The 25101-nt window shown below is 70.5% G+C and carries 21 protein-coding genes and 1 tRNA gene; 11 read left to right on the top strand and 11 right to left on the bottom strand.

Features of this window, described 5'->3' with window-relative positions:
• The first annotated feature begins 52 nt into the window (after nucleotides 1-52).
• The 3 genes from ABLE68_RS08175 to ABLE68_RS08185 all read left to right on the top strand — a co-directional run bounded on the left by ABLE68_RS08175 (nucleotide 53) and on the right by ABLE68_RS08185 (nucleotide 4719).
• A complete protein-coding gene (locus tag ABLE68_RS08175) occupies nucleotides 53-2674 on the top strand; it encodes a LuxR C-terminal-related transcriptional regulator (protein ID WP_348870822.1) in 2622 nt (873 codons plus the stop codon).
• A gap of 66 nt (nucleotides 2675-2740) precedes the next feature.
• Nucleotides 2741-3346: an HdeD family acid-resistance protein gene (locus tag ABLE68_RS08180; RefSeq protein WP_348870823.1), complete on the top strand. Its 606-nt coding sequence runs from the start codon at nucleotides 2741-2743 to the stop codon at nucleotides 3344-3346.
• Between the two features lie 14 nt (nucleotides 3347-3360).
• Nucleotides 3361-4719 carry a hypothetical protein gene (locus ABLE68_RS08185; protein ID WP_348870824.1) on the top strand — a complete coding sequence of 453 codons (1359 nt, stop codon included), beginning with the start codon at nucleotides 3361-3363 and terminating at the stop codon, nucleotides 4717-4719.
• Here ABLE68_RS08185 and ABLE68_RS08190 read toward each other — a convergent pair.
• Nucleotides 4625-5566: a hypothetical protein gene (locus ABLE68_RS08190; RefSeq protein WP_348870825.1), complete on the bottom strand. Its 942-nt coding sequence runs from the start codon at nucleotides 5564-5566 to the stop codon at nucleotides 4625-4627. The two genes, ABLE68_RS08185 and ABLE68_RS08190, sit on opposite strands and share 95 nt — an antisense overlap.
• A 117-nt stretch (nucleotides 5567-5683) precedes the next feature.
• Between ABLE68_RS08190 and ABLE68_RS08195 the strand changes: the two genes are divergently transcribed.
• Complete coding sequence (locus tag ABLE68_RS08195) at nucleotides 5684-6214, top strand: potassium channel family protein (protein ID WP_348870826.1); 531 nt, start codon at nucleotides 5684-5686, stop codon at nucleotides 6212-6214.
• Here the strand turns inward: ABLE68_RS08195 and ABLE68_RS08200 are convergent.
• Nucleotides 6179-7081 (bottom strand): formylglycine-generating enzyme family protein, encoded by a 903-nt coding sequence (locus ABLE68_RS08200; RefSeq protein ID WP_348870827.1) that lies wholly within the window; start codon nucleotides 7079-7081, stop codon nucleotides 6179-6181. The two genes, ABLE68_RS08195 and ABLE68_RS08200, sit on opposite strands and share 36 nt — an antisense overlap.
• Before the next feature lie 71 nt (nucleotides 7082-7152).
• Here ABLE68_RS08200 and ABLE68_RS08205 point away from each other — a divergent pair, with 71 nt between their 5' ends.
• Entirely contained in the window at nucleotides 7153-8439 is a 1287-nt protein-coding gene (locus ABLE68_RS08205) for an ion channel protein (protein ID WP_348870828.1), read from the top strand.
• On the opposite strand, the gene ABLE68_RS08210 is transcribed toward ABLE68_RS08205, so the two are convergent.
• The 8 genes from ABLE68_RS08210 to ABLE68_RS08245 all read right to left on the bottom strand — a co-directional run bounded on the left by ABLE68_RS08210 (nucleotide 8436) and on the right by ABLE68_RS08245 (nucleotide 19325).
• Nucleotides 8436-10625 (bottom strand): SpoIIE family protein phosphatase, encoded by a 2190-nt coding sequence (locus tag ABLE68_RS08210; RefSeq protein ID WP_348870829.1) that lies wholly within the window; start codon nucleotides 10623-10625, stop codon nucleotides 8436-8438. The two genes, ABLE68_RS08205 and ABLE68_RS08210, sit on opposite strands and share 4 nt — an antisense overlap.
• The gene (locus tag ABLE68_RS08215; RefSeq protein WP_348870830.1) at nucleotides 10625-11863 is read right to left on the bottom strand and encodes an FAD-binding protein; all 1239 of its coding nucleotides are present in this window, start codon (nucleotides 11861-11863) and stop codon (nucleotides 10625-10627) included. The genes ABLE68_RS08210 and ABLE68_RS08215 overlap by 1 nt, the downstream gene beginning before the upstream one ends.
• Nucleotides 11864-11923: 60 nt before the next feature.
• A complete protein-coding gene (locus ABLE68_RS08220; RefSeq protein WP_348870831.1) occupies nucleotides 11924-12610 on the bottom strand; it encodes a neocarzinostatin apoprotein domain-containing protein in 687 nt (228 codons plus the stop codon).
• A gap of 38 nt (nucleotides 12611-12648) precedes the next feature.
• Entirely contained in the window at nucleotides 12649-13371 is a 723-nt protein-coding gene (locus ABLE68_RS08225) for an ABC transporter ATP-binding protein (protein WP_348870832.1), read from the bottom strand.
• On the bottom strand, nucleotides 13368-14801 hold the full coding sequence (locus tag ABLE68_RS08230; protein WP_348870833.1) for a type 1 periplasmic-binding domain-containing protein: 1434 nt from the start codon (nucleotides 14799-14801) through the stop codon (nucleotides 13368-13370). The genes ABLE68_RS08225 and ABLE68_RS08230 overlap by 4 nt, the downstream gene beginning before the upstream one ends.
• Complete coding sequence (locus ABLE68_RS08235) at nucleotides 14798-17800, bottom strand: ABC transporter permease subunit (RefSeq protein WP_348870834.1); 3003 nt, start codon at nucleotides 17798-17800, stop codon at nucleotides 14798-14800. The genes ABLE68_RS08230 and ABLE68_RS08235 overlap by 4 nt, the downstream gene beginning before the upstream one ends.
• Before the next feature lie 135 nt (nucleotides 17801-17935).
• On the bottom strand, nucleotides 17936-18388 hold the full coding sequence (locus ABLE68_RS08240; RefSeq protein ID WP_348870835.1) for a neocarzinostatin apoprotein domain-containing protein: 453 nt from the start codon (nucleotides 18386-18388) through the stop codon (nucleotides 17936-17938).
• Nucleotides 18389-18656: 268 nt separating this feature from the next.
• Complete coding sequence (locus ABLE68_RS08245; RefSeq protein WP_348870836.1) at nucleotides 18657-19325, bottom strand: TetR/AcrR family transcriptional regulator; 669 nt, start codon at nucleotides 19323-19325, stop codon at nucleotides 18657-18659.
• A 242-nt stretch (nucleotides 19326-19567) separates the two neighbouring features.
• On the opposite strand from ABLE68_RS08245, the gene ABLE68_RS08250 reads away from it, so the two are divergent.
• From ABLE68_RS08250 to ABLE68_RS08265, 4 genes are all read left to right on the top strand, one after another.
• Nucleotides 19568-20689 (top strand): DUF4062 domain-containing protein, encoded by a 1122-nt coding sequence (locus tag ABLE68_RS08250; RefSeq protein ID WP_348870837.1) that lies wholly within the window; start codon nucleotides 19568-19570, stop codon nucleotides 20687-20689.
• Between the two features lie 181 nt (nucleotides 20690-20870).
• Nucleotides 20871-21653, top strand: coding sequence for a TIGR04255 family protein (locus tag ABLE68_RS08255; RefSeq protein WP_348870838.1), 783 nt, complete (start codon nucleotides 20871-20873; stop codon nucleotides 21651-21653).
• Nucleotides 21653-22537 (top strand): hypothetical protein, encoded by an 885-nt coding sequence (locus tag ABLE68_RS08260; RefSeq protein WP_348870839.1) that lies wholly within the window; start codon nucleotides 21653-21655, stop codon nucleotides 22535-22537. The genes ABLE68_RS08255 and ABLE68_RS08260 overlap by 1 nt, the downstream gene beginning before the upstream one ends.
• A 45-nt stretch (nucleotides 22538-22582) precedes the next feature.
• On the top strand, nucleotides 22583-23236 hold the full coding sequence (locus tag ABLE68_RS08265) for a Fic family protein (protein WP_348870840.1): 654 nt from the start codon (nucleotides 22583-22585) through the stop codon (nucleotides 23234-23236).
• A 421-nt stretch (nucleotides 23237-23657) separates the two neighbouring features.
• Here the strand turns inward: ABLE68_RS08265 and ABLE68_RS08270 are convergent.
• A tRNA-Leu gene (locus ABLE68_RS08270) sits at nucleotides 23658-23740 on the bottom strand.
• 177 nt (nucleotides 23741-23917) lie between these two features.
• Here ABLE68_RS08270 and ABLE68_RS08275 point away from each other — a divergent pair.
• Complete coding sequence (locus ABLE68_RS08275) at nucleotides 23918-24625, top strand: FHA domain-containing protein (RefSeq protein WP_348870841.1); 708 nt, start codon at nucleotides 23918-23920, stop codon at nucleotides 24623-24625.
• A gap of 1 nt (nucleotide 24626) precedes the next feature.
• Nucleotides 24627-25097, top strand: coding sequence for an FHA domain-containing protein FhaB/FipA (locus ABLE68_RS08280; RefSeq protein WP_348870842.1), 471 nt, complete (start codon nucleotides 24627-24629; stop codon nucleotides 25095-25097).
• Nucleotides 25098-25101: the final 4 nt, after the last annotated feature.

Consider the following 25101-nt stretch of genomic DNA (forward strand, 5'->3'; position numbering starts at 1 on the left):
GCGTAGCCTCGACAGCACCGCTGTTCACGGGTGCTCGAAACGAGGGCGGAACATGGCGAACAGAGTGACCACGTCAGCGCTGGCGAGCGCTGGTCACCTGCCGGGCCTGCCCCGGGTCTACGTACGCCGCGAGCGGCTCTGGCACCGGCTCGAGCAGGCGGCGGACTCCTCGGTCACGCTGCTGGTCGGCCCGGCCGGGTCCGGCAAGACGCTCGGCCTGAGCGGCTGGCTCCACCACTCCGCACGAGCGGCCGACACCATCTGGGTGCAGGCCGATGCCACCTGGGACGCCGATCGTCTTCTCGCGCTGCTCGATCGCCGCGAAGAAGGCACCGGGCGCCCCGCTCTCGTGGTCGTCGACGACGCTCATCTGCTGCCACTGACCACCGTCCGCGACATCGACGAGCGCCTCGACCTCGACCCGGAGTCGTTCCGGCTCCTGCTCGCGTCGCGGTGGGACCTGCCGCTCACCCGCCTCGGCCCCGAGCTGCTCGGCCACTTCACCGTGCTGCGGGGCGACATCCTCCGGCTCGACGACGACGAGTCAGCCACCCTGGTCGCCGCGCACGCCCACACGGACTCCGTCGAGGTCGCCCGCTCGGTCGCTCGCCGGGCGCAGGGTTGGTGCGCGGCCGTCGTGCTCACGGCACGCGCGGTCGGTGCCGCTCCCGATCCCCTGGCTCTCGCCCACAGCTACGACGAGGGCTCCTCGGCCGTGGCCGACCGGATCGCTACCGAGGTCTTCGCGGCGCTCCAGCCCCACCAACGCCACCTCCTCCTCTGCGTGGCCGGCGAGCCGGTCCTGACACCGTCCCTGGCGGTGCACCTGTCGCACGACGTCCGCGCGGAAGAGACGCTCGCCGGCCTGGAGGCGACCGGTCTTCTCGTCACCCGGGTCGCCGGCGGCGGCCCGTCACCGACGGACGTCGTCGACCCCGACCCGACCGACGACCGGATGCTCTACTCGATCCACCCGCTGCTCACCGAGGTCGTCCGGCGCCGCGTCCTGGCCGGCGGCGAGGACGTCGCACGCGCAGCGGCGACCGTGGGACGTGCGGTCCGGCTCGACGTCGCCCGGGGGGAGATCGACGACGCCCTGCGCCGCCTGGCCGCCGTCGGGGACGTCCGTGCGGCCGCACGGCTGCTCGCCGACGAAGGGGTGACCCTGCTGCTCCGCGGCCACGGAGCCGCCGTGCACGCCTTCGCCACCCGCTACCCCTCGGCCATCGAGGTCACGCCGGGATCGTGGTTCGCCGTCGGGCTCGAGCGCTGGATCGCCGGCGAGGTGTGCGTGGCCGCCCAGCGGCTCGACCGGATCGTCCACGACCCCCAGCCCGACACCGGCACCGCGGCCATCCAGCTGGCGTGCGCGCGCGTGATGCGCAGCCGTCTCGGCGTCGAGCCGATCCCGTCCGCGGTGGCCCACGCCGAGCGCGTGCTGGCCGACGAGGAGCTGCTCGCCGAGGCGCCAGCGCTGGTGCCGTTTCTGCTGTGCGAGCTGGCGATCACCCAGAACTGGACCGGTGACCTCAGCGGCGCCGAGGAGCACCTGGCGGCGGCCGTCCGGCTCAGCCGCACCCACGACCTGCCTGCCCTGACGGCGATCGCGCTGTCCCACCTGGCCTTCACCGAGTACATGCAAGGTCACGAGGCCTCGGCTGTCTCTGTCGCCGACGAGGTCCTCGACCTGATCGAGACCCGCGCCTTGTCCGCGCCCTACTCCGCCGGTCGGGCTCGGCTCGCCCGCCAGCTGGCCCAGCTCAGCGGACTGCCCGGCGAGCAGGCCACCGTGGCCGCCCACGGCGAGATCGAGGTGCCGCTGCACGCGGCCGACCTCACCACCCGCTACTGGGTGCGCGCCCGCAGGTCACGCCTGGAGCTCTGCGCCGGGTCCGTCTCCGCGGCCGAGCTCGCCCTCGAGAGCCCGCTCGAGACGCCCCCGCTGTCCGCTCACCTCGCCGCCGCGCTGATCGTCGAGCGCGCCTTCATGGCCAGCCTGTCCGGTGACGCCGTGGCTCTCGCCGGCTTCCAGGAGGGGCTGGTCGAGCTGCAGGCACCTGCCGAGGCCGCCCTGGTCGCGGGCCTGCGGGCCGACCTCGTCGGTGATCGGCGGGCGGCGGTGCGGTGCTTCGCGGAGGTCGCGACCCACCCGGCCCACCCGCAGCCAGCGACCAAGGCCCTCGCCCTGACCGCCCAGGCCCAGCTCGTGGACGAGCTCGGCGACGGCGCCGCGGCTCTCGAGCTGCTGCGCGGAGCCGCGCTCGCGACCGAGGTCCGGCGCAACGCCGTCCCCTTCCTCGGCTGGAGCCGTCACGGCACCCCGCTGGCGGAGCTGATGCGCCGCTTGGCCGACACCGGTGGCAGCGGCTGGATCCGCGAGGTCGCCGACGGCATCGCCGGCATGACCGGGATCTCGAGCTACTACGGCCCGTCGACCGCGCTCCCCCGCGAGCGCGACGCGATCGCCGCCGGCACCATCAAGCCGACCTTGAGCCCGCGCGAGCGCGACGTGCTCTACGAGCTCGCGCGCGGATCGACGTACGCCGACATCGCCGCCAACCTGTTCGTCTCCGAGAACACCGTCAAGACCCACGTCTCGAGCCTCTACGCGAAGCTCTCGGTCAACCGTCGCAGCGCCGCGCTGGCGGCCGCGCGCAACATGAACCTGCTCTGACCGGCCCGCGCAGTCCACCCGATTCGGGCGAGGGCACGCCACCACGGCACGCGCGAGGGTGGCCCCATGAGCGAGCAGAGCGGTCGGCACTCCACGCAGGCGACCACGGTCCAGGTCGACGTCGTCCCGGTCAACCTCGGGCGGCTCGCCGACCACTGGGGCCTGGTGCTCGCCTACGGCGTGATCACCCTCGGTCTCGGCATCGTGCTCGTCGTCTGGCCGCACGCCTCGGTCACCGTCTTCACCGTGCTGCTCGCGATCCAGCTGATCGTCGCCGGCGTCTTCCGGATCGCGGGGGCGCTGTCGATGCACCGCAGCGACGGGGTGCGCGCACTGGTCGGCCTGATGGGCGGCGTGTCGCTGATCGTCGGGCTGCTGATCCTCCGTGACCCGCTCCAGAGCGTGCTGGTGCTCAGCATGATCCTCGGCGTCTTCTGGCTGATCGCAGGCATCGTCGAGGTCCTCGGTGCCCTGGTCGCGCCGCCCCCCGAGGGACGCGGATGGCCACTGTTCACGGGCCTGATGGGCATCGTGTTCGGTGGATTCCTCATCGTCTACACGGACCTGTCGCTCAAGGTGTTCATCGTCCTGGTGGCCATCTGGCTGATCGTGGCGGGTCTGCTGGCCCTGGTCGCAGCGTTCAAGCTCCGGTCCCTGCGACCGGCCACCTGACAAGGAGCGCCGAGATGGCCGACGAGACGCAGTCCGAGGTCGACGCGCTGCGAGCCGAGGTCGAGCGGCTCAAGGCCCAGGTCGACGCTCCGCCGGACACCGTCGCGCTGCCGGTCGCGAGCACGCGCACGGGTTGGTGGCGCCCGGTGGTGGCCACCGTCCTCATCATCATTATGGCCGTGCTCGCGCCGCTGTCGGTCGTCGCACGCTGGGCGCACGACACGGTGTCGGACACGGACCGGTACGTCGAGACCGTCGCCCCGCTCGCCAGCGACCCCGCTGTCCAGGCCGCCGTCATCGACCGGATCACCACCGAGATCACCACCCGGCTCCAGGTCGACGCGGTCACCGACCAGGCGGTCGACGCGCTCTCCGAACGCGGTCTCCCACCGCTCGCCTCCGCGAGCCTCAAGGCGCTCTCGGGTCCGCTCGCCGACGCCATCAACGGCTTCGTCGAGAAGCAGGTGACCGCGCTGGTCGAGTCCGACGAGTTCGAGACGGCCTGGGAGGAGGCCAACCGGCAGGCCCACACGCAGATGGTGGCGGTGCTGACCGGCAAGGACACCGACCAGGTCGAGATCACCGACAACGCCGTGTCGATCAACCTCGCGACCCTGATCGACACCGTCAAGCAGCGCCTCGTCGCGCGCGGCTTCACCCTCGCCGAGCGGCTGCCGAGCGTGAACGCCCAGTTCACGATCTTCCAGTCCGACGACATCGGCAAGGCGCAGACCGCTTTCCGCCTCCTCGGCGCCATCAACACCTGGCTGCCAATCCTGGCGCTGGTGTGCCTCGCGGGAGCGGTCGCCGTCGGGCGGTCGCGGCGTCGTACCCTCATCGCCGGCGCGCTCGCGCTGACGCTGTCGATGCTGCTGCTCGGCCTCGGCCTCAACCTCTCCCGCGAGATCTACCTCAACGCGGTGCCGACCGACCAGCTGCCGACCGACGCCGCGGCCGCCATCTACGACCAGCTCGTCTCCTTCATCCGGGTCAACCTGCGAGCGGTGATGGTCGTCGCGCTGGCGGTCGCGTTCGTCGCCTGGGTGACCGGGCCGGTCGGCGCGCCCGTCGCCCTGCGCCGGAGCACGTCGCGTGCGATCGGCGCCGTCCGCCAGGGTGGCGACAAGGTCGGCATCGACACCGGCAGCTTCGGCATCGCGCTGCACACCTACAAGACGCCGATCCGGGTGACCGTCCTCGGCCTGGCCCTCCTGCTCTACGTGATGCGCGACCACCCGACCGGCGCCTTCGCGCTGGTGCTGCTCGCGATCGCCGCGGTCATCCTGCTGCTGGTGGAGCTGCTCTCCCGTCCCCCCGCGGTCGGCGCCGCAGACGACTCCACACCGGCTCCGTCAGCTCCCGCGTCGTCGTAGCCAGCCGGATCACGGTCGGGTCCTCGGAGACGATCCGGCCGATCAGCGCGGCGCCGACGAGCACCGCCGCGAACCCGATCAGCCAGGTCGAGATCGCCAGGATGATGCCGAGCGTGCCGAACTGGTCGGCGTTCGCCTGCACGTACGGCGGCATCACCAGCGACGCGCCCCGGTTGTAGGTCACGCCGATCAGGCCGGTGATCACGGCGCCCAGCAGCAGCCGCGGCCACGCGATCCGGCCGAAGAGCAGCAGCCAGCTGGTCGCCCACCAGATCAGGGTCAGCACCACCGCCTGCACGACGAAGCCACCGGTCTCACCGATGAGTCCTCCGATGCTGTCGACGATGCGACGCAGGGCCCCGGCGAGCTGCAGGGTGATCATCCAGCCGAGCAGCCAGAAGAGGCAGCGTCGCGCCCCGGACATGCCCCCGACGTGGGGCACCTCCCACACCCGCTCGTACATCCGCTGGACGGCGCGCGCGAAGCTGGTCGCGGAGAAGATCGTGATGGCCAGCCCGATGATCCCGGTCTGGGCCCGCACCTGGTCGGTCGTGACCTCCCCGTCGACCAGGTGCGCACCCTCCTGGCCGACGCCGGTCGCGCTGCTGAAGGCTCCGACGAGGCTGCCGGTCAGGTGCGGCAGGAAGGCCGCCAGCACCACGAGCATCGGGATCAGCGCCAGCAGACCCTGGGCCGCGATCAGCATGCACCGGTCGATGAACTCGATCCGCACGAACTCGCTGACCAGCCGGCCGAGGATGGGGATGCGGTCGACCAGGTCGCGGGCCTGGTCGCGACGGGTCCGGTACGTCGTCGTCACGCGCTCCCGCAGCGCGGCGACATCCACCACTGGCCACCTCCCCCGTCCACGCTGCCAGGTCCGGCAGGATGGCACCCAGCATGGGCGGGCAGTCGCCCGGACCGCTCACCCGAGGCGGGTGATTCGCGAGGAGGTCGGTGCGCCGTGACCGGTTGGCGGAGAGCCGCACGCGACATCGTGCTCCTCGCACTGCTGATCGCGGCGTACTTCGTCGTGCCCGTGCAGTACTCCTCAGACGGTCTGCGCTCCGGCGTGGTGAGCATGCTGCTGATCGCGGCGGCCGGCGCTGTGCTGATCTGGCAGGTGCTGCTGCTGGTCGACGACCCGGACCGGCAGGTCGAGGGGCTGCTCTTCGCCCTCGTCGTCGGGGTCCTCACCTTCGCGCTGGCCTTCTACCGGCTCGAGATCGAGGACCCGGACCAGATCGCCGGGCTCACGACCCGGCTCGACTCCCTCTACTTCACGATGACGACCCTGCTCACCATCGGCTTCGGTGACATCCACGCCGAGGGACAGATCGCGCGAGCGGTGGTCCTCCTGCAGATGGTGTTCAACGTCGCCGTGATCGCGACCGGGGCGAGCACCCTCACCTCGCGGGTCCGCAGCAACGCCCAGCGCCGGGCCGAGGTGCGCCGCGGCTCACTCCCGACGAACGCACCTGAATCCGACGTGTGACGTCGTGTCCCGCACCCCCTGGCCCTGGCGGGCTGCGGGCCGGTAGCGCTGGCAGTAGTCCGGCGAGCACAGGTGCGACCCGCCCTTCGTGACCATCCGGTCGGTCTCCTGCAGCCGCAGCGACCCGCCGCAGCACGGTTTGGTCTCCTCGAGCTCGACCACCGTCGGATCCCCGGCGTGGTGCGGCGCCCAGCGGGTGCGGGTCCACTCCCAGACGTTGCCGATCATGTCGTGCAGGCCGTAGCCGTTGGCGGGATAGGTCCCCACCGGCGCGGTGTGGTCGTGGCCGAAGGGGTCCTCACTGCGCCACGGGAAGGCGCCACGGAAGGTGTTGGCGAGCACCGCGCCGCCCGGGGACAGCTCGTCACCCCAGGCGAAGTCGCGACCGACCAGTCCGCCGCGCGCGGCGTGCTCCCACTCCTCCTCGGTGGCCAGGTCCTTGCCGATCCAGCGGGCGTACGCCGTGGCGTCCTCCCATCCGACGTGCACGACCGGGTGGTCCGGGATCTCCTCCCACGAGCTGCCCGGTCCTTGGGGCGCACGCCAGGACGCGTCGGGCTGCCAGCGCCACCACTGCGTCCAGTCCCCGAGGTGGACCGGACCGTCGGTCAGCGTGAACACCTGCGAGCCCGGCACCAGCAGCGCCGGGTCGGCGCCCGGGAAGTCAGCCGGGTCGGGGGCGATCTCGGCGACGGTGACGTGGCCGGTCTCGTCGACGAAGCGGGCGAACTCGGCATTGGTCACCGGGTGCGGGTCCCACGCGACGTCGCCGACGGTGACCTCGCGCAGCGGCCGCTCCTCCGGGTAGAAGTGGTCGTTGCCGATCGTCGTGGTCCCGCCCGGGACGAGCACCATCGCGTCGCTCACGACCCCTTGTCTAGCAGCACTCACCCGATGTGGGTGACCCATCCACGTCGAGACCGCCCCAGAGTGTCGTGGTGACGTACGACGCCACTCACGAGACGTACCCCGCTCCGACCGTGACCGCCGGCGGCCTGCTGCGCCAGGTGCCACCCGCGATCCTCGTCGGCGTCGGGTCCGGTCTCACCCTGATCGGCATCTCGCTGCTCGCCGGCTGGCTCCAGGGGCTGGTCTGGGACGACCTGCCGCCCATGATCGGGGTTGACCCAGACGCGTGGTGGTGGACGATCCTGCTGCTCACCTGCGCGGGTGCGCTCGCGGGTCTCGTCGTCTGGAAGGCACCCGGTCACGCTGGGCCGGACCCGGCCACGGTCGAGCTGGTGTCGGCGCCGTTGCCGCTCAGCGCACTGCCCGGGCTCGCGGCCGCGCTGATCATCACCCTGGCGGGTGGCGTCAGCCTCGGACCGGAGAACCCGATCATCGCGCTCAACGTCTCGCTCGCCGCGCTCATCGGCCTGCGGTTCCTGCCCAAGGTGCCGGCGCCGTTGTGGCTGGGGCTCGCGGTGGCCGGCACCCTCGGCGCGATGTTCGGGACCCCGGTCGGTGCCGCGCTGATGCTCACCGAGACCGCGCCCGGCGACCAGCGGATCCCGCTGTGGAACCGGATGTTCGGACCGCTCGTCGCCGCAGGCGCCGGCGCCGCGACCATGCTCGCGCTGTCGGACCTCGACCTGGCTCTGCCGGTGCCGCACTACGCCGGGTTCCACCCCGGTGACCTCGCCATCGCGGTCGTCGTCGCGGCTCTCGGGTGTCTCGTCGGCCTGGTCGCGATCTACGCGTTCCCCCCGATGCACGCCGCGCTCCACCGGATCAGCCACCCGCTCGTGCTCCTCACGTTCGGGGGTTTCCTGCTCGGCGTGCTCGGCGTGATCGGCGGCCGGGAGAGCCTCTTCAAGGGGCTCGACGAGATGAAGGACATCTCGGCGAACATCGGCGACTACTCGACCGGACACCTCGCGCTGCTCGGTGCGATCAAGCTGCTCGCCCTCCTGGTCGCCGCGTCCGCCGGCTTCCGTGGCGGTCGTATCTTCCCCGCGCTGTTCATCGGGGTGATGCTCGGCTGGTTGGTCGTCGCGGTCTTCCCGGACGTCGCACCAGCGGTCGCGATCTCCGCCGCGTGCGTCGGCATCCTGGTCGCCGTGACCCGCAACGGGTGGCTCGCGCTCTTCATGGCGATCACCGTCGTTCCCGATCCCGACCTGTTGCCCGTCCTGGTCCTGGCCTCACTGTCCGCGTGGCTCTTCGTCGTCGACCGGCCGCAGATGGTGGTCCAGGAACGAGCGGCGCAGCCCTCGTCCGACTAGGCCATGCGCAGGGCGAGCAGCGTGGTGTCGTCCCCGCCGCCGTCGTCGTGGAGCTCGATCAGCCGGTCGACCCAGCCCTGCAGGTCGCTGGCGGCGTACGTCTCGGCGGCCAGTGCTCGCAGCCGGTCGGTCCGCTCGTCCATCGTCACGCCGCGTCGCTCGACCAGGCCGTCGGTGTAGAGCAGCAGGGCGGTCCCCGGCTCGAGGTCGAGGGTGGTCGTCTCCGCGGCGCCGGTGCCGACGCCGAGCAGCGGCCGGACGGGGAGGTCCACGTCGGTGGCACCCGCGGGAGTGACGAGGAGCGGCAGCGGGTGGCCGGCGCTGGTGAGCTCGACCCGGGCCGTGCTCGGGTCGAGCACGGCGAGCACGGCGGTCGCGACCCGCTGGTCGAGGAGTCCGGCCATCAGTTGGTCGAGCCGGTCCAGGCACGTGGCGGGATCGTGGCCCTCGAAGAGGTAGGCGCGCAGTGCCGTGCGCACCTGGAGCATCGCCGACGCCGCCGAGACACCGTGGCCGGCGACGTCGCCGACGGTGAAGACGATCCGGCCGTCGGCCAGGGCGAAGGCGTCCCACCAGTCGCCGCCGAGCTGGAAGGTCGAGGCCGGCTGGTAGCGCGCGGCGAGGTCGATGCCGGCGAACGTCGGCGGGTCGACGGCCACGACGCTGCGCTGGATCGACTCGGCCATCGCGATCTGGTCGCGGGAGCGGCTCAGGATCAGGCCGATCAGGTGCTTGCCGAGGGCGTCGGCGACCTCGAGCTTCCACGGCGCCCACGGCGTGCTCCGGCCGCGGACGACCTGCCGCCACTTCTCGAAGGAGCGCCGCGGGCTCAACCGCACGTGGGCGCCCTCGGTGGCCGCGAGCAGCTTGTTGCTGGGGTCGCCGCCCCAGTCGACCACCCGCTCCTGCTCCGGGCGGAACCACATCAGCCACCGGTCGGTGGCAGAGCCGACCCGGAGCACGCCCGCGATCGACGAGACGTCACCGAGACCGGGCACCAGCTCGGCGACCCGGTCCGTCGACGTGGCGTAGGAGGTGGGATCCTCGAGCGCGGTCGCGATGGCCTGGAGCTGGCTCCGGTCCAGCCCGACCTCGCCGCGCACGGTCACCACCCCGTCGTACGACAGCACCGCACCGGTGGCATCGACCAGGGAGAGCAGCTCCGGGTCGTCCATCAGGCTGATCAGCGGCGACTCCAGGCTCGTCGACGTACGCGCGGCGATCCGGCCGAGCACGGTCTGCGCCGCCAGGGTGCGCTCACGCCGGTCGGCGCGCTCGCGGTCGCCGGCGAGCTGGGACGCGACCTGGCCGAGGAACTCGGCGGCGGAGCGCGCGTCGTGGCTCGGTCGGTGCGGGCCGGAGTAGTGGTGGCAGGCCACCAGGCCCCAGAGCTCGCCGTCGACCATCAGCGAGATCGACATCGAGGCGGAGACCCCCATGTGCGAGAGGTACTCGATGTGGATCGGCGAGACGCTGCGCAGCGTCGCGTGGGAGAGGTCGAGCGGCGCGGCGGTCGCGGGATCGAGCACCGGGTGCAGCGGCACCGGCGCGTACTCGATGTCGGCGATCAGGCGCGTCCAGTTGACGGTGTAGAGGCGGCGGGCCTGGGCCGGGATGTCGGTGGCCGGGTAGTGCAGCCCGAGGAACGAGTTGAGGTCCTCGCGCTTCTCCTCGGCGATCACCTCGCCGTTCCACTCCTCGTCGAAGCGGTAGACCATCACCCGGTCGAAGCCCAGGAGGTCGCGCACCTCCACGGCCAGCTGGGCGCCGAGGTCGACCACCGAGGGAGCCTGCGCCAGGCGCGCCATCGCCCCCCGGGTCGACCGGTAGGTCAGTCGCGGCTGTCCCGCCGTGCTGATCGGCTCGATCTCGAGGACCAGCCGCTCACCGGAGCGGTGCTGCCGGACCTCGACGTCGAGATCCCTCAACGTCGTCGTCTGGACCCCTTCGGCGAGTGCGGCCGCCAGCTCCGTGCCGACGAGCTCGGCGAGGGTGCGGCCGATCGCGTCCTCGGCGGTGACGCCGAGCAGGTGGTCGACGTTGGCCGACACCATGACCACGCGGGACTCGTCGTCGAGCGCCAGCAGCACGCCGTGGGGCTGGATCGCGCCGGGGATGTGGATCGGCTCGCGGTCACAGGTCGTGAGGTCGACCTCGCCGTACGCCGGGGTGTGCGAAGCGGTCATCAACCGAGCCCCAGGCAACGCGCCAGGAAGGCGTTCTGGAACTTCCCGTCCGGATCCACGCGTCCTACCAGATCACGGAAGTCGTCGAAGCGTGGAAAAAGCGGCTGCAACGCGTCGACCCCCGCGGCGAAGCACTTTCCCCAGTGGGGTCGCGCACCGAGGGGCAGGAGCGCGGCCTCGATGGCCGGGAGCACGGCGTAGACGCCCGGAACGTCGCGCACCCAGGTGAAGTGCAGTCCGACGACGTCGGCGCCGTACGCGCCGCTGAGCCAGAGGTCGTCGGCCGCGATCGTGCGCACCTCGCTCACCTGGAGGAGATCGGCGAACGTCGGCGCGAGGCCGCGCAGGAGGTCGATCGCCTCGAGCGCGCGGCTGCGCGGGACGAGGTACTCGGTCTGCAGCTCCTCGCCGCGGCTGGGCGTGAACTCCATCCGGAAGTGCGGCAACCGCTGGTGCCACGGCCCGCTCACCCCACCCTGCTCGGTGACGGCGGCGAGGTCCGCGCCGGCGAGCATGTGCAGGGTGCCCGTCGAGGCGGGCGCGCCCCAGAGGTCGGCCGGCGGGGTGGTGCCGCGGCTCTTCAGCCACACCTGCCCGACCCGCCCGCTGACCCAGTCGGTGAAGAGGCTGACGCTGTAGGCGCTCGACGTCAGCTCGTCGAAGTGCTCGGCGGCGACGTCCCACGACAGGTCGGTGAAGAGATCCTGTCGGACGTCGTACGTCGGCTCCACGTCGAGCGTCACGTGCGTGACGACCCCCAGCGCGCCGAGTGCGACGACCGATCCGTCGAAGTCGGCCTCGCCCCGGACGAGCCGGTGCAGCTCGCCCTCGGGGCCGACGTGCTCGAGGCCGGACACGGCAGCGGCCAGGGACCCGGTGCGGTCCCCCGAGCCGTGCGTCCCCGTCGCGACGGCCCCGGCGACCGAGATGTGGGGCAGCGACGCCATCGTGGCGAGCGCCCACCCCTGCCGGGCCAGCTCGTCGGCGAGCTGCCCATAGGGCACGCCGCCGGCGACGCGCACCGACGCGGTCGCTTCGTCGACCTCGATGTCGGCCGGCAGGTCGAGCATGGACACCAGGTCGCCGCTCGTGTCCGCCAGGTCGGTGAACGCGTGGCGGCTGCCGAGCGCACGGACCCGGTCCGCCCCGGCGACGATCGTCTGGAGCTCCTCCACCGACCCGGGCCGGTGCAGCCGCGCCGCGTCGTACGTGTGGTTGCCCGCCCAGTTCGTCAGCACCTGCTCATCCTGCCGCTCCGGCCCCGAAACGACGAACCGTCCCGAGGCCGGAGCGATGGATCAGGCGACCTTGACGACCGAGCTCGTCGAGCCCTTGTAGTCACCCTGCTTGGGGGTGGAGGCGCGGTACTTCCCGGCGTCGTCGATCGGCTTCGAGGTGAACGCGCCACCCTTCGCCGTCGTCAGCGTGGCGACCGTCTTCCACTTCTTGCCCACGAGGTGCTGGATCTTGACGTCGAGGCCCTTGACGCCCTTGCCACCGGCGGTGACCGTCCCGGCGATCTTGTGCTTGGCGTACGACGCCGTGGTCTTGGTCGCCACGGCCTTCGTCCCGGCGGCGAACGTGAAGGAGGCGGACCCGGTGTTGGTGGCGTCCGACGGGTCACCGGCGGCGATCAGGCACTCGTCACCCGGGTCGCACTTCGCCCCGGCGAAGCCGAGCTCGCCCGTGTGGACCGTGAGCTCGGTGGAGAACGCACCATCGGCGTCCGGCGTGACCGCCTTGAGGTTGGTGACGTCACAGCTCGCCTGGTCGTGGCTGGCGCACTGGACGACGTAGACGGTGCTCGCCGGCTTGAAGCCAGCGCCCTCGACGGCGATGGTGGTGCCGTCGGCGACGTCCGTCGTCGGCGAGATCGTCAGGACCGGTGAGAGGTCTGCGTTGGCCGCCGGCGAGACGACGAGCATCGCGCCGACCAGGGCGACCGGCGTCAGGAGGGCCACGGCGAGCTTGCGAAACAGTTGCATTCAGGTGCTCCTTGTTGGTGGGTGGTGCGAGCGTTCTGTCAGGCCCCGAGGAAGACGGCCTTGGCGATGTCCTCGCGCTCGAGGAGGTCCGCCGTCCGTCCTTCGAACTTCACCGCCCCCTTCTCGATGAAGACGGTCCGTTCGCAGAGGTCGGCCGCGATGTTGATGCTCTGCTCGACCAGCAGCACGGCGATCCCCGAGGCACCGATCTGGCGGACGATCTCGAGGAGCTCGCCGACGATGATCGGCGCCAGCCCCAACGACAGCTCGTCGATGCAGAGCAGCCGCGGCTTGAGCAGGATCGCCTTGGCCAGCGCGAGCTGCTGCTGCTCACCGCCGGACATGCTGCCGGCCAGCTGGTTCAGGCGCTCTCCCAGTCGGGGGAACGTGGACATCACCTGTTCCTTGCGGGCGGCGAGCTCGGCGCGGTCTCCGACGAAGGAGCGTGCCTGCAGGTCGAGGTTCTCGGCGACGGTCATGTCGGTGAAGACCGAGCGCCCTCCGGTGATGAGCGCGATCCCGCGCCCGACCAGCCGCTCGGCAGCGACGCCCGTGATGTCCTCACCGGCGAAGTGCACCGATCCCTTGCTCGGCGTCTCGAGACCCGCCAGCGTGCGGAGCAACGTCGTCTTGCCAGCACCGTTGGTGCCGAGCAGCGCGACCGGCTCGCCCGGGTCGACGTGCATGGAGATGCCGAACAGCACCTGCATGCGTCCGTAGGAGAACTCGAGGTCGCGGATCTCCAGCAACGGCGCGGTCACGGGAACCCCGGCTTGAACGTGTCGTCGAGGAGCGTCCAGCACTGGCAGTCGCCCTTGAACTCCATGGCCCGCCAGTACTGACCGCCGAAGGTGACCTTGGGGTCGTTGTTGGCGGTGGGACCGTTCGGGTAGGAGAACGGCAGGGTGCCCGCCTTCGAGAGCCCCTCGGCCAGGCCCGCCTGGGTGATCTTGTCGACGTGGTTGAGCATGGCCTGCATCGCCCAGAGCTGGGAGCAGGCGATACCGCCCATGCCCGTCAGCTCCTCGTAGACGGGGGCCAGGCCGACCGTGGCCATCAGGTCGCTGCACGCCTGGGTGCCCGCAGGGGCGGGCGTGTCCGAGTGCTCGGCACCGAAGGAGGTCGCCGCGATCCCGATCGAGCCCTCGATGTTGCCGAAGTCGGGACCCAGCAGGCCGTAGGTGATGTCGAGGACGCCGTCGTTGTCGGCGAGGCCGTACTTCGGCTTGAAGTTCTGCGCCGCGGCGGTCTTGGTGAAGTTGGCGAAGTCCTTGTTCATGCTGAGGGTGAGCACCCGGGTCACGCCCGCCCCCTTGAACTTGAGGACTGCCTGCTGGATAGCAGAGGGAGCCGAGAACGACTCCGGGCAACCGAGGTCGTACTTGGTCACCTGGCTGTCCGGGATCTCGATCTCCTTGAGAGAGTCGAAGAAGACGTCCACCAGGCCGGCGTTGCAGTCGCCGTAGACGACGCCCACCTTCTGGTCACCCTCGAAGAACTTCAGGTCCTTGAGTGCGAAGAGGGTGTTGCGGACCGTGAGGTCGTTCGCCTGGTTGGCGAACAGGTAGGGGTAGTACTTGGTCTGCTCGCTCAGGTTGAGCCGGGCGGTGAGGAACGGCACCTTCGCCGAGGCGATGCAGGATGCCTGCGTGTCGAAGCCGCCCTCGTCCAGCACTGCGAACGGCTTGTCCTGCAGGATCTTCAGGCAGGTCTGGTGCATCTGGTCCTGGGACGAGGGGTTGCCCTCGTAGAACTTCAGCGCCACCTGCCGACAGCCCGCGCCGCCGGTCTCGTTGACGCTCTTCGCGACGGCCTTGAAGGCCTTCTCCTGCTCGTCGGGTGCCGGGAGCCCGAAGGTCGCGTTGCCGGCCGCACCACCGAGGTTGACCAGGACCACGGCCAGGTTGACGGTGTCGTCGGTGACGCCCTGGGCGTCGGCCGGCGGCGGGTCGCAGGGCTGTCCGGCAGTGCTCACCGGGCCCGTGCTGAGCGGCGCCTCGGAGCCGCCGGTGAGGTCGGCGTACGTGAGCGCCGACGGTTCCGTGCTGGCCGCGGCCTCGCCGGAGTCGGTCACGGGCACGATCACCCAGCCCAGCACCGCGAGCAGCGCCACGGCGACCACGGCGGTGCCGATCCTCTCGGCCACGGGGGCGCGGTGCGCCCAGAGACGGAACTGCTGGAACGGGGTCATAGCCGGATCTCCGTGTCGGTCGAAGCAGAGTCGGTGGAAGCAGCCAGGTGGGCTGGGGGCCTGGCGGGTGCAGGATCTGGAGCGGGGATGGTGTGCGCTCCGCCCGAGCGCTTGATCGCGACCTCGTTGGACCCGAGGTAGCTCGCGATGACCTCCGGGTGCTCGCGCACCTCCTCCGGAGTCCCCTCGGTGATCACCCGTCCGGTCTCCATCGCGTAGACGCGGTCGCACAGCGACATCAGCAGCGGCATGTCGTGCTCGACGATCAGGATCGAGCAGTCGAGCTCGTCGCGGATCCGGCGCAGCAGCGGCGAGAACGCCTCGGCGTCGTGCTGGGAGACGCCACCGGTGGGCTCGTCGAGGAGCAGCAGCCGGGGACGGACCGCGACCTGGGCGGCGAGGTCACAGATCCGGCGGGTGCCGGTCGAGAGGTCGCCGGTCAAGGTGTTGGCCCAGGGCGTGAGCCCGAAGCGGTCCAGGATGCGCACGGCCTCGCGCCGGGACCGTCGCTCGGCGTCTCGGGCCCAGGGAGCGCGCAGCATCGAGGCGCCGCCGCTGACCCGGTACTGCGAGTTCAGGGCCACCTGCATCGTCTCGGTGACGGTCAGCCCCTGGAACAGGGACGCGTCCTGGAAGCTGCGGGCCGCGCCGAAGGCCGCGCGGTAGTCGGCGGGCAGGTCCACCATCGGTCGGCCGAAGAGGCTGACGCTGCCGGCATCGGGAGAGACGACTCCCGAGACGACGTTCATCAGGCTGGTCTTGCCGGCGCCGTTGGGGCCGATCAGGCCGACGATCTCGCCGCGGCCGACGTGGATGGCGGCGTCGTCGAGGATGGTCACCCGCCCGACCCGCCAGGTGACCCCCTCCACACGCAGCGGCAACGAGCGGTCCGCCTCGACCAGGCCCGTGAGCGCCTCGACGCGTCGGCTGACCCGGCCACCGGCCCGGCGGCTGGGCCGCGCGGTCTCGGCGGACTCGGGCATCTGGTGCGCGACGGCCTGCGCCACCGACTCGTCGGCGTCCGCAGGCGTCGTGGCGAGGCCGTCCCGCTTGGCGGCCAGGCGGTCGAGGATCCCCTGCCAGGCGCCCTGGACCCCGCCGGCGAGGCCGGTGGGGAACTGCAGGATCATCACGATGATGCCGACCGAGGACAGCGCGAGCTGGAAGCCCAGGCCGAGGCCCAGTCGTTCGAACGAGGAGATGAGCACCGGCGCGAGGAACATCACCGGCAGGTAGACGAGCGCGGTGGCGGCGATCGCCCCGCCCATCGAGCCGAGCCCGCCGATGACGGGGATGGCGAGCAGGGCGATCGAGATGCCCGCGCTGAACTGGGTGGGTGCGACGTAGCCGTACGCATCGGCGTACAGGACGCCCGCGATCCCGGAGATCGCCCCGCAGAGGATCATGCTGGAGAGCCGGACGCTGGGGGCGAAGACACCGAACGCGTTGCCGGCGCGCTGGTTGTCGCGCACCGCGATCATCAGTCGCCCCGACCCGGACCGCCGCAGGGCGTTGCCGGCCAGCAGCACGGCGACCAGGATGACCAGGGCGATGAAGTAGAGGCTCAGGTGCGAGTCGGTGAGCCCCAGCCCACGCGCCACCGGCGCCGGCGCGAAGCTCAGTCCACCGCCGGAGCCGGACTCGGGGCCGGCCATCCAGTCCTGCTGGAGGAGCCAGTCAGGGGTGACGACAGCGAGCCCCAGGGTGGTGACAGCGAGGCTGAACCCGGCTGCCCGCAGCGCCGGCAGCGAGACGAAGGCCATGACCGCACCGCCGAGCACCGCCGCCATCAGCATCAGGGCCGGCAGCGTCCAGCCGTGGGGAATGAGACGGGCCGAGGCGAACGCCGCGATGCCCACGATGGCGAACTGTCCGAGGCTGACCTGACCGTTCCACCCGAGCAGCACGGTCAACGACATGCCGACCAGGGCGTAGACGATGACGATCACCAGCAGGAAGCGGTCACCGTCACCGTTGAAGCCCGGCACGAAGGGCAGCACGACCGCCGCCGCCAGGGCCAGCAGCCCGCCCAGGCGGGGGCCCTGGCGCACGAACCGTGAGGACTGGAGCGAGGCCGGCACGCGGACCGGTCGCCGCTCCGGCGCCCCCGCTCCGCCGGTCGCGAAGGCGGCACCGATCGCCTTGCTGCGCGCCGCGACCACGAGCAGGATGACGAGGAAGGTCACCACCTCGGCCGTGGCCTCGTTGCTCGTGCGTGCCGCGACCACGCGGCTGACCATGCCCAGGACCAGGCCGCCGCCGAGTGCCCACGGCAGCGACACGAAGGCACCGAAGGCGGCCGCGCCGAGACTGAGCATCAACAGGTAGGGACCCAGGGCCACGACGTCGAGGCTGGCCTGCTTGGGGGCCGAGAGGACGGCCGCGACCGCCGACAAGGAGCCGGCGATGCCCCAGGTGACGAGGCTGACCCGGGTGACCGAGATGCCGCAGAGTCGGGCGGCGTCGATGTTGTTGGCCGCGGCCCGGATCTCGCGACCCATCCGCGAGTAGCGCAGGAAGACCGCCAGTGCGACCACCAGGACCGGCACCAGGACGAGGGTCAGGATGTCCATGCCGCTCAGCACGACGCCCCCGACGGACCAGGCCGCCTCGAAGGGTTGCGGGTAGGGCTGGGCCTTGTCCGGGTCGGGCTTGAAGGCGGGGATGAAGCACAGGGCGAGCAGGAGCTGGGAGGCACCGATCGACATCAGCAGGAGCGGAAGGCTCGAGCCGCCGCGTCGGCGTACCGGGCGGATCAGGCACCGCTCGACCACCACACCGGTCACGATGCCGATGACGATGCTGAGCGCGAAGGCGAGCCAGAAGTTCCAGCCCTCGTCCAGGACCCACTTGGCCACCAGCAGCGCCGACACGGCGCCGAGCTGGGCGTGGGCGAGGTTGATGAACCGGTTGGCCTTGTAGATCAGCACGAGGCCGACGGCCAGGAGGCCGATCGTGAGCCCACTCTGCAGGCCCAGCACCAGGGTCCCGATCGTCACGGATCTCTCCTCGTCTCAGGGGTCTCAGCGGGCCATCGGATGCTCACGACGCCACGCACGGGGACCGGTGCGCCGAGCCGCCCGGGTCGGGCGGCTTCGAGCTCCCCTAGCGGGAGACCCGAAGCCGCCCTCTGATCAGGACGCGAAGCTGATCTGCGAGAAGGCCGCGTAGCTCTTGTCGAGCGTGGAGGCGAGGATCAGGCAGCGGCCGCCCTTGACGCACTTCTGTGAGGCGAGACCTGCGTGGAAGGACGCGACGCGGATCTTGTAGGAGCCCTTGCCGGCGCCGTGCGAGATCTTGATCGGGGCCGTGTGCTTGAGGTCGCAGTACTTGGACGGGTGCGTGCCGTCGGAGATCACGCCGGCCGTGCACTGGATGATCTTGGCGGTGCCCGTGAAGCTGCCGAAGCCCGAGACCTTGACCGAGACCTTCTTGCCGTCCGTGAGGCCGGTGCTCGGGGTGGCCGAGATGCTGCCGAGGGTGGTCTTCGCAACGGGCGCCTGGGCTGCGTCGGCGGTGGCGCCGAAACCACTGAGGGCGGTGGCGAGGACGATGCCGACGGCTGCGATCGTGCGCTTGATGTTCATCAGTCTGACTCCCTGGATCCTGGATGGCATGTCGGAGAGACATGAGGTCGGTGCGGGCTCGGATCACCAGCAGGGCGGTGCGACTGCTCTGTGATCGACGCCACGCCGGGATAGTGACACGCCTCACTCGCGTTTGTTGAGGATCCTCAATGCGAATGCGAGCGGACTAGACCGGCGCCCTGGCCGAGCCCTCCCAGAGCGCTCTCGCAACAGGTCATAGAACCATCAATGCGAATTTCGGCGCGGCCGCCGTGGATCTGGTCCAGGATCAGACGGGCTCGCGCCCGAGATACTCAGCCACGGCCTCGATGAGGCCCTCGCGGGCCTGGTCGATGTCGGTCCAGGTGCTCAGCTGCGGCTCGCGGTGCAGGGCCTTGACCGAGACCGAGAGCAGGTTGCGCACCCGCTCGAGCCGGTAGCCGTCCACGACCAGGCCCCGGAACGACTTCGCGTACGCCCGGCGCCAACGCCGGTCCCACTCGGCGAACCCCTGGGCCGTGAGCGGGTAGTCGCGGGTCAGCTCGTCGACGTTGGGCGGGAGCGTGTCGCGCAGGTTCAGCACCGTGCGCGCCTCGACGGTGTCGTAGAAGTCCCACAGGCCGTTGACGATCTGGGCGACCCGGCCGGCGACCGACACGTCGTCCATCGGCCGGAGCATCGGGAACCCGGTCGACACGAAGTCGAGGACGGCGGCCCACAGACCGTCGGCGTCCCCGAACTGGTGCTGCACCGTGCCCCAGGTGACCCCGGCCTGGCGGGCGACCAGGTTGGCGCTCACGTCCGAGGGGTTGGCCTCGCCCAGCACCTGGACGGCGGTGTCCAGCAGTCGCTGCCTGGTCGCGATCCCGCGCTTGTTGAGCTTGGTCCCCTTCGCGCTCTGGCGAGCGTCGCCCACGTCGGACGCGGCGTGCTCTGCACTTGTGGTCGGGACCGTCACACCGGGGAGGGTAGTGGAGGCCGCGCCCGTCCACGCCGTCCTCGGCGATACCGGCGCCGGGCGGTGCAGACGCAGAAGAGCCCCGAACCAGTTCTCCTGGTCCGGGGCCCTTCGTTCACGTGCGCGAGGGGGGATTAGCGCGCGCAGGGGTGGGGATCTCTCCACTTCGGGTGGTCAATCCCTCGCCGGGCACGAGCGAGGTGTCCGGTTCAGTGTCGGTACGTCACGGCACAATGAGCCACGTGCGGGTCTTCATCAGCAGCGTTCGCCGTGGCCTCGAGCAGGAGCGCGACGCGCTTCCAGGTCTCCTCAAGGCCGTCGGGTTCGAGCCTGTCCGCTTCGAGGACTTCACCGCTCAGCAGGTTCCGAGCCGGCAAGCATGTCTTGACGGGGTCGACAGCGCAGACGCGTACTTGCTGCTCATCGGACCGCACTACGGGCACGTCTTCCCCGAGACCGGCCAGTCCGCCACTCACGACGAGTACGTCCGCGCACGCACGCGCGGCATCCCGCGGCTCGTGTTCACCAAGGCGGGGGTCGACATGGACGACGACCAGAAGGCGTTCGTCGACGAGATCGGCGACTACGGCGCCGGCTCGTTCTGGGCGACCTTCGACGATGTCACCGACCTCCAGACCAAGGTCGCTGCCGCGCTGCGCGAAGTCGCCTCGCAACCCGGGCACCTCACCTACCACGCCCTCGGGGAACTGCCTGACGTGACGTGGCGCAGCGACTGGGACGACCCTCGCGTCCACCAGCAGGGCCCGGCGACGATCGAACTTCACGTGCTCCCGCTCGGCACCGACCCGATCCCCTTGAGGGTCATGCGCACGATGACCGACCGCCTGGTGACGGCGTTGCGTTCGAGTGGGTCCTTGCCGATCCACGCAGGAGTGGAACCACGCTCCGACGACCAGAGCGCCACCGTCGAGCTCCCTCCCCCCGCTCGGCGAGGCCCCATCGACGTTCTCAGGCCGAGCCACGTCATGGGAGCCCGCGTCGAGTCGTCCGGCCAGGTGAGCGTGTGGTGGGCACTACCGACCGACGGAATGGGCGGTGTCCTGAACGCCGCAGACCTGACCTCCAACGTCGCTGCCTCGCTGCGCCTAGCAGGCCTGGTCGGGGTCGGAGCCGCCCGACGGCTCGCCGTCGCTGCGGGCGTCGAGGGCTCGATGATCAGCGTCGTCGACGGGCCGCTCGGTCAGACCGGTCGCTCCAGAGCGAACTTCGGGTTCGGTGGTGACGAGCCGGTTCGGGTCCTCCCCGATGAGAGCGTCTCACCCGCCGCACTCGACCGTGGCGCTGACGAGCTGGCTCGCGACCTCGCCGCGGCTCTCCTCGAGAAGTTCGGACGCCGCCGCTGAGCCACGCTGCTCCTGGAGAGCCCGAACCGCCGAGTCGCCTCCGTGGTGCCAACCGGGCCAGCCACGTCGGGTGGGGCCGGTCCGGGCTGTCCACCAAGTCCGCGACACGAGATCCGAGCGAAATGAGCCCGTGGGATGACCTTGTACTCTAGGTTCAGTTCAACTTCAGGAAGGTTGGCCAATGCCCGTCTCCTTGGACAGGACCCTTCTCGCCGCCCCGCCCTTGATCGTGACCCTCGCCCAGGTTCGCTTCGAGGAACGCTACGAGAACACTCTCCCTGCCGTCGCTACCGCTCTTCGGGAACCCATGGCCGCGCTCGACCTCACAGTCGTCGCGCAGGTCCACCAGCAACAGATCCTCGTGACTAGCGAGTCCGACAACACCCCCGAGGCGTCTTCCCAGCGCGCGGCGGCCGGCTGGCAGTTCAAGTCTCGCGACGACTCCACTGTCGTCACAGTCATGACCGATCAGGCCACCCTCGAGACCCGCAACTACGCCGGCTGGGACGTCTTCGCCCAGACGTGGCATGCCGTTGTAGCTGCGCTGCAGAGCACTATCGGGCCGCAGCTGACCACCCGCCTTGGGCTGCGGTACGTCAACCGCGTTCAACCGCGTGATGTTCACACGGCAGCTGAGTGGCGCGACCATGACCTAGTCGACCCCGCCTTCCTCGGCCCGGCCGCAGGCTCGCCTCTTTCGGAGCACATCACGACCGCTGAGGGTCGCGCGACCATGTCGTTCGCCGACGGGGTCGACGCGCTCGTCCACCATGGGGTTCTCGCTGAGGGCAGCGGTCAGGTATTCGTCCTCGACATCGACTGCTTCCGTCAGGTGGCTGAAGCGTTCGAGACCACCGCCGTCGCAGCCGCGATGCAGAATCTCAACGACCACTCATTGGAGATCTTCCAGTCCGTCATCAAGGAGTCCCTCCGCAAGGAGATGCTCGGAAGGAACGAGGGCTGATGCCAGCGACCCGCATCACCGGAGCATCCCGGGCCGCATCTCTGCTCGTCGACGATATCGACGAGTACGGCGACCCCTGTTTTCGGTGGCCACGACGCGACCAGCAGACGCTGCCACCTCTCGACGCCGGCTTCTGCGACGCTGCGCACATCGTGATCGCGTGGACGCCGACCAACCTGCCCAACTGGACCAACCTGACCGCCCACGTGCGCAACGTCTACTTCGCCGAGAACATCGGCGAACTCGTCGAAGGATCCTGGATCGGCTTCACCTTCGACGCGCCCGACCACCGTGATCTTCAGGGTCTCGCAGATGCCGTCACCGCCGGCCTGGACCTGGACTACGTCTCGGACACGAACAGCGGCGCCGACATCGCCTCCGAGGTCGGAGCGCCGTCCTCGGCGTTGCTCGTTGAGGCCGTGGCGCAGCTGCGGTCATGGCTGAGCATGCGGCAGCAAGACCTCGCGACGTACCTGCGCATCAGCAACTCGACGATCATGTCGTGGAAGCGGGAGGCACCCCAGTACCCACGCCATCCGAACATCCCCGCGCTCCTCAGCCTCTGGTCAGCGCTCGCTTCGGCCCGCGCGGAGCTCGGCGACGCCGCCACCAGCCAGCTCGTGTGGAACTCCGGTACGGACAACGGTGCCCCCGCAGTCCCGGCCGACGACCTCATCGAGCTCCTGATCGGGGCCGCGACCGCAGCCAGTGACGCAGCGTGGCTCGAGGATGACGGGTACGTGCCCGGGCAGACGCCGCTTCCGGCCGCCGACCACTACCTCGAGAACGAGACCGCGCTCTCCGAGCACCTCGACCTCGTCGGGGGAGGCCAGAACAGCTTGGATGCCGATACTGACGACGAACCGGGTGCGCCGGAGGCGTGAGTGCGGGTGAGTGCGGCGCGACTGTGTTGAGGAAGGGGGGTTGGGATGGCTCCGAAGTCATGGGTGGAGCACACAGACGACACCCCCATCATCAACAAGAACGTCGCGCTCCTCGATGCTCAGATGGCGCAGGACGCCGGCCGCCGTACCCCGTTCACACTCGACGTCCCCCGCGAGTGGCATACCGCCATCCATGCCGGCTGCGCCCACGTCCCGCGACCTGAGTACATCGGGCGGTACCGGGGGGAGGCAGCCGGTCACATCAAGTTCTATAACGTCGACTTCCCGCCCTTTCGTGGAGCTCCTCACGCCGAGGTCCTCCCCCGTCTCGAGACCCTCGAGGCCCAGGTCCAGCACCGGCTTGAGACGTGGGACGCCCAGATTCCGGAGCCGGATGCCGCGACGCTGGCACGCCTGAACCCGGTCATCGACGGCCTCGCCGTCATCTACGCGACGTGGTTGCGTATTCATCCCTTCGCCGATGGGAACGGCCGCTCGGCTCGGCTCCTCGCCAACTGGGTGACGACTCGCTACTGGCAGCCGCCGATCCTGCCGGGACGGCCCATCGACGGCCGGAACACGCTCGTCGCCGCGACCAGCCCAGCCATCCCGGAGAACGGTCCGGACTACCGACCGCTCATCCTCGAACTTCGTCGCAGATTGCGTGACGCCCGAGCTGCCGCGGCCAGCGGCGCCTGACGGTTGGGCCGGGACGTGGAGGTCGCAGCCGGCGCGAGGACGTGAGTTTGCAAGGTTCAGGCGGCTGTGTACCCCTCGGCTGGAGGCCGACCCGAAGAGGACAGAGGCGCAGGGGATAGCGCCGGGCGGCAGACGCTGCGACCGGGCGTACTGGCTTGCCCAAGAGGGGAACCCGCAGCGCTCCGGGCTCATCGGGGAGTCCGTGTGGCGGTCGATTGCCCCGGCCCGCGACACAGGCGACGACAGCGCCGCCTCCGCCGAAGACACGTCGGGCGAGTGCGTTGACATGATTGCGCCGGGCCGTGGACCCAGGACAAGTAGGACGTGTGCGGTTGTTTCCAGAAAGCAAGAAGGGCCAGGTCTCTCGACCCGGCCCCGCTTGTTCACTGTTCAACCTGGTGGGGAAAACCCCACTGTCACGTGCGCGAGGGGGGATTTGAACCCCCACGCCCTTTCGGACACTGGCACCTGAAGCCAGCGCGTCTGCCGTTCCGCCACTCGCGCGTGAAGCGGCCCAAGGTTATCCCAGCGCTTCTGTTTGCCCCAAACCGGGGCGAGGGCCTCCCGCGGCCGTCCACCCGACCCCGTTACGATCGATGCGACCCGGCCTCCGGTCGGGGTGGTCGAGCGTGCCACGACGGACGTACGGCCACCGGGACTACGGATGCTAAGGAGGGCAGCGTGGGTGGGCTCCAGCGTCTGGAGAACCGGCTCGAGCAGATGATCTCGGGCGCGTTCGCCCGGGCCTTCCGCTCGGCCGTGCAACCCGTCGAGATCGCCGCCGCGCTCCAGCGCGAGTGCGACAACAACGCGCAGATCCTCTCGCGCGACCGGCGCCTGGTCCCCAACGACTTCCACGTCGAGCTCTCGCAGACCGACCTGGACCGGCTCTCGCCGTACGACTCGGCGCTCGCCGACGAGCTGGTCCGCCAGCTGCGCGAGCACGCCGAGCAGCAGAGCTACGTCTTCCCCGGGCCGGTCACGATCGACTTCAACCCGGCCGACGACCTGACGACCGGACGGTTCCGGATCCGCAGCCAGGCGCAGGCGAAGGTGACCGGCAGCTCCACGCACACCCAGGTCGGCCGCGCGCGGGCCGTGCTCGAGGTCAACGGCACCCAGCACCCCCTGCAGCCGCCCGGACTGGTCGTGGGCCGCGGGACCGAGGCCGACGTACGCATCAACGACCCCGGCGTCAGCCGCCGGCACGCGGAGTTCACGGTCACCGGCGGCGGCGACCGGGGCCTCGCGATCGAGGTCCACGACCTCGGCTCGACCAACGGCATGCTCGTCGACGGCCACCGGATCACCCACACGGGTTTGCGCGACGGCTCGCAGGTCAAGATCGGGAACACGACCATGACCGTCCGGGTCGTCGAGGAGCGCTGAGATGTCCGAGCTGACGCTGTTCCTCATCCGCATCGCCTACCTGGCGATCCTGTGGATCTTCGTCCTCTCCGCGATCTCGGTGATCCGCTCCGACATGTTCGGTGCGCGGGTCCCCGAGGGCGCGCGCGTCACCGGCGGCAAGGCACCCAAGCCGCCCAAGCAGTCGACCAAGCGTCGCGGTGCGCCGACCCACGTCCTGGTGACCGAGGGGTCGAGCGCTGGCGAGCGCGCCGACCTCGCGCTCGCGCCGGTCCTGATCGGCCGTGGCAGCGACGCCGCGATCCGGCTCGACGACGACTACGTCTCCACGCGCCACGCGCGGATCGCGGCCTCGGGCGACCAGTGGTTCGTCGAGGACCTCGGCTCGACCAACGGCACGTACGTCGGGACGGTGCGGATCAGCCAGCCCACGACGATCACCATCGGCACCCAGGTCCGCATCGGCAAGACGATCCTGGAGCTCAGGAAGTAGCCGG

Origin of the sequence: Nocardioides pollutisoli, assembly GCF_040045055.1 — a bacterium.
GTDB lineage: Bacteria > Actinomycetota > Actinomycetes > Propionibacteriales > Nocardioidaceae > Nocardioides > Nocardioides tweenelious.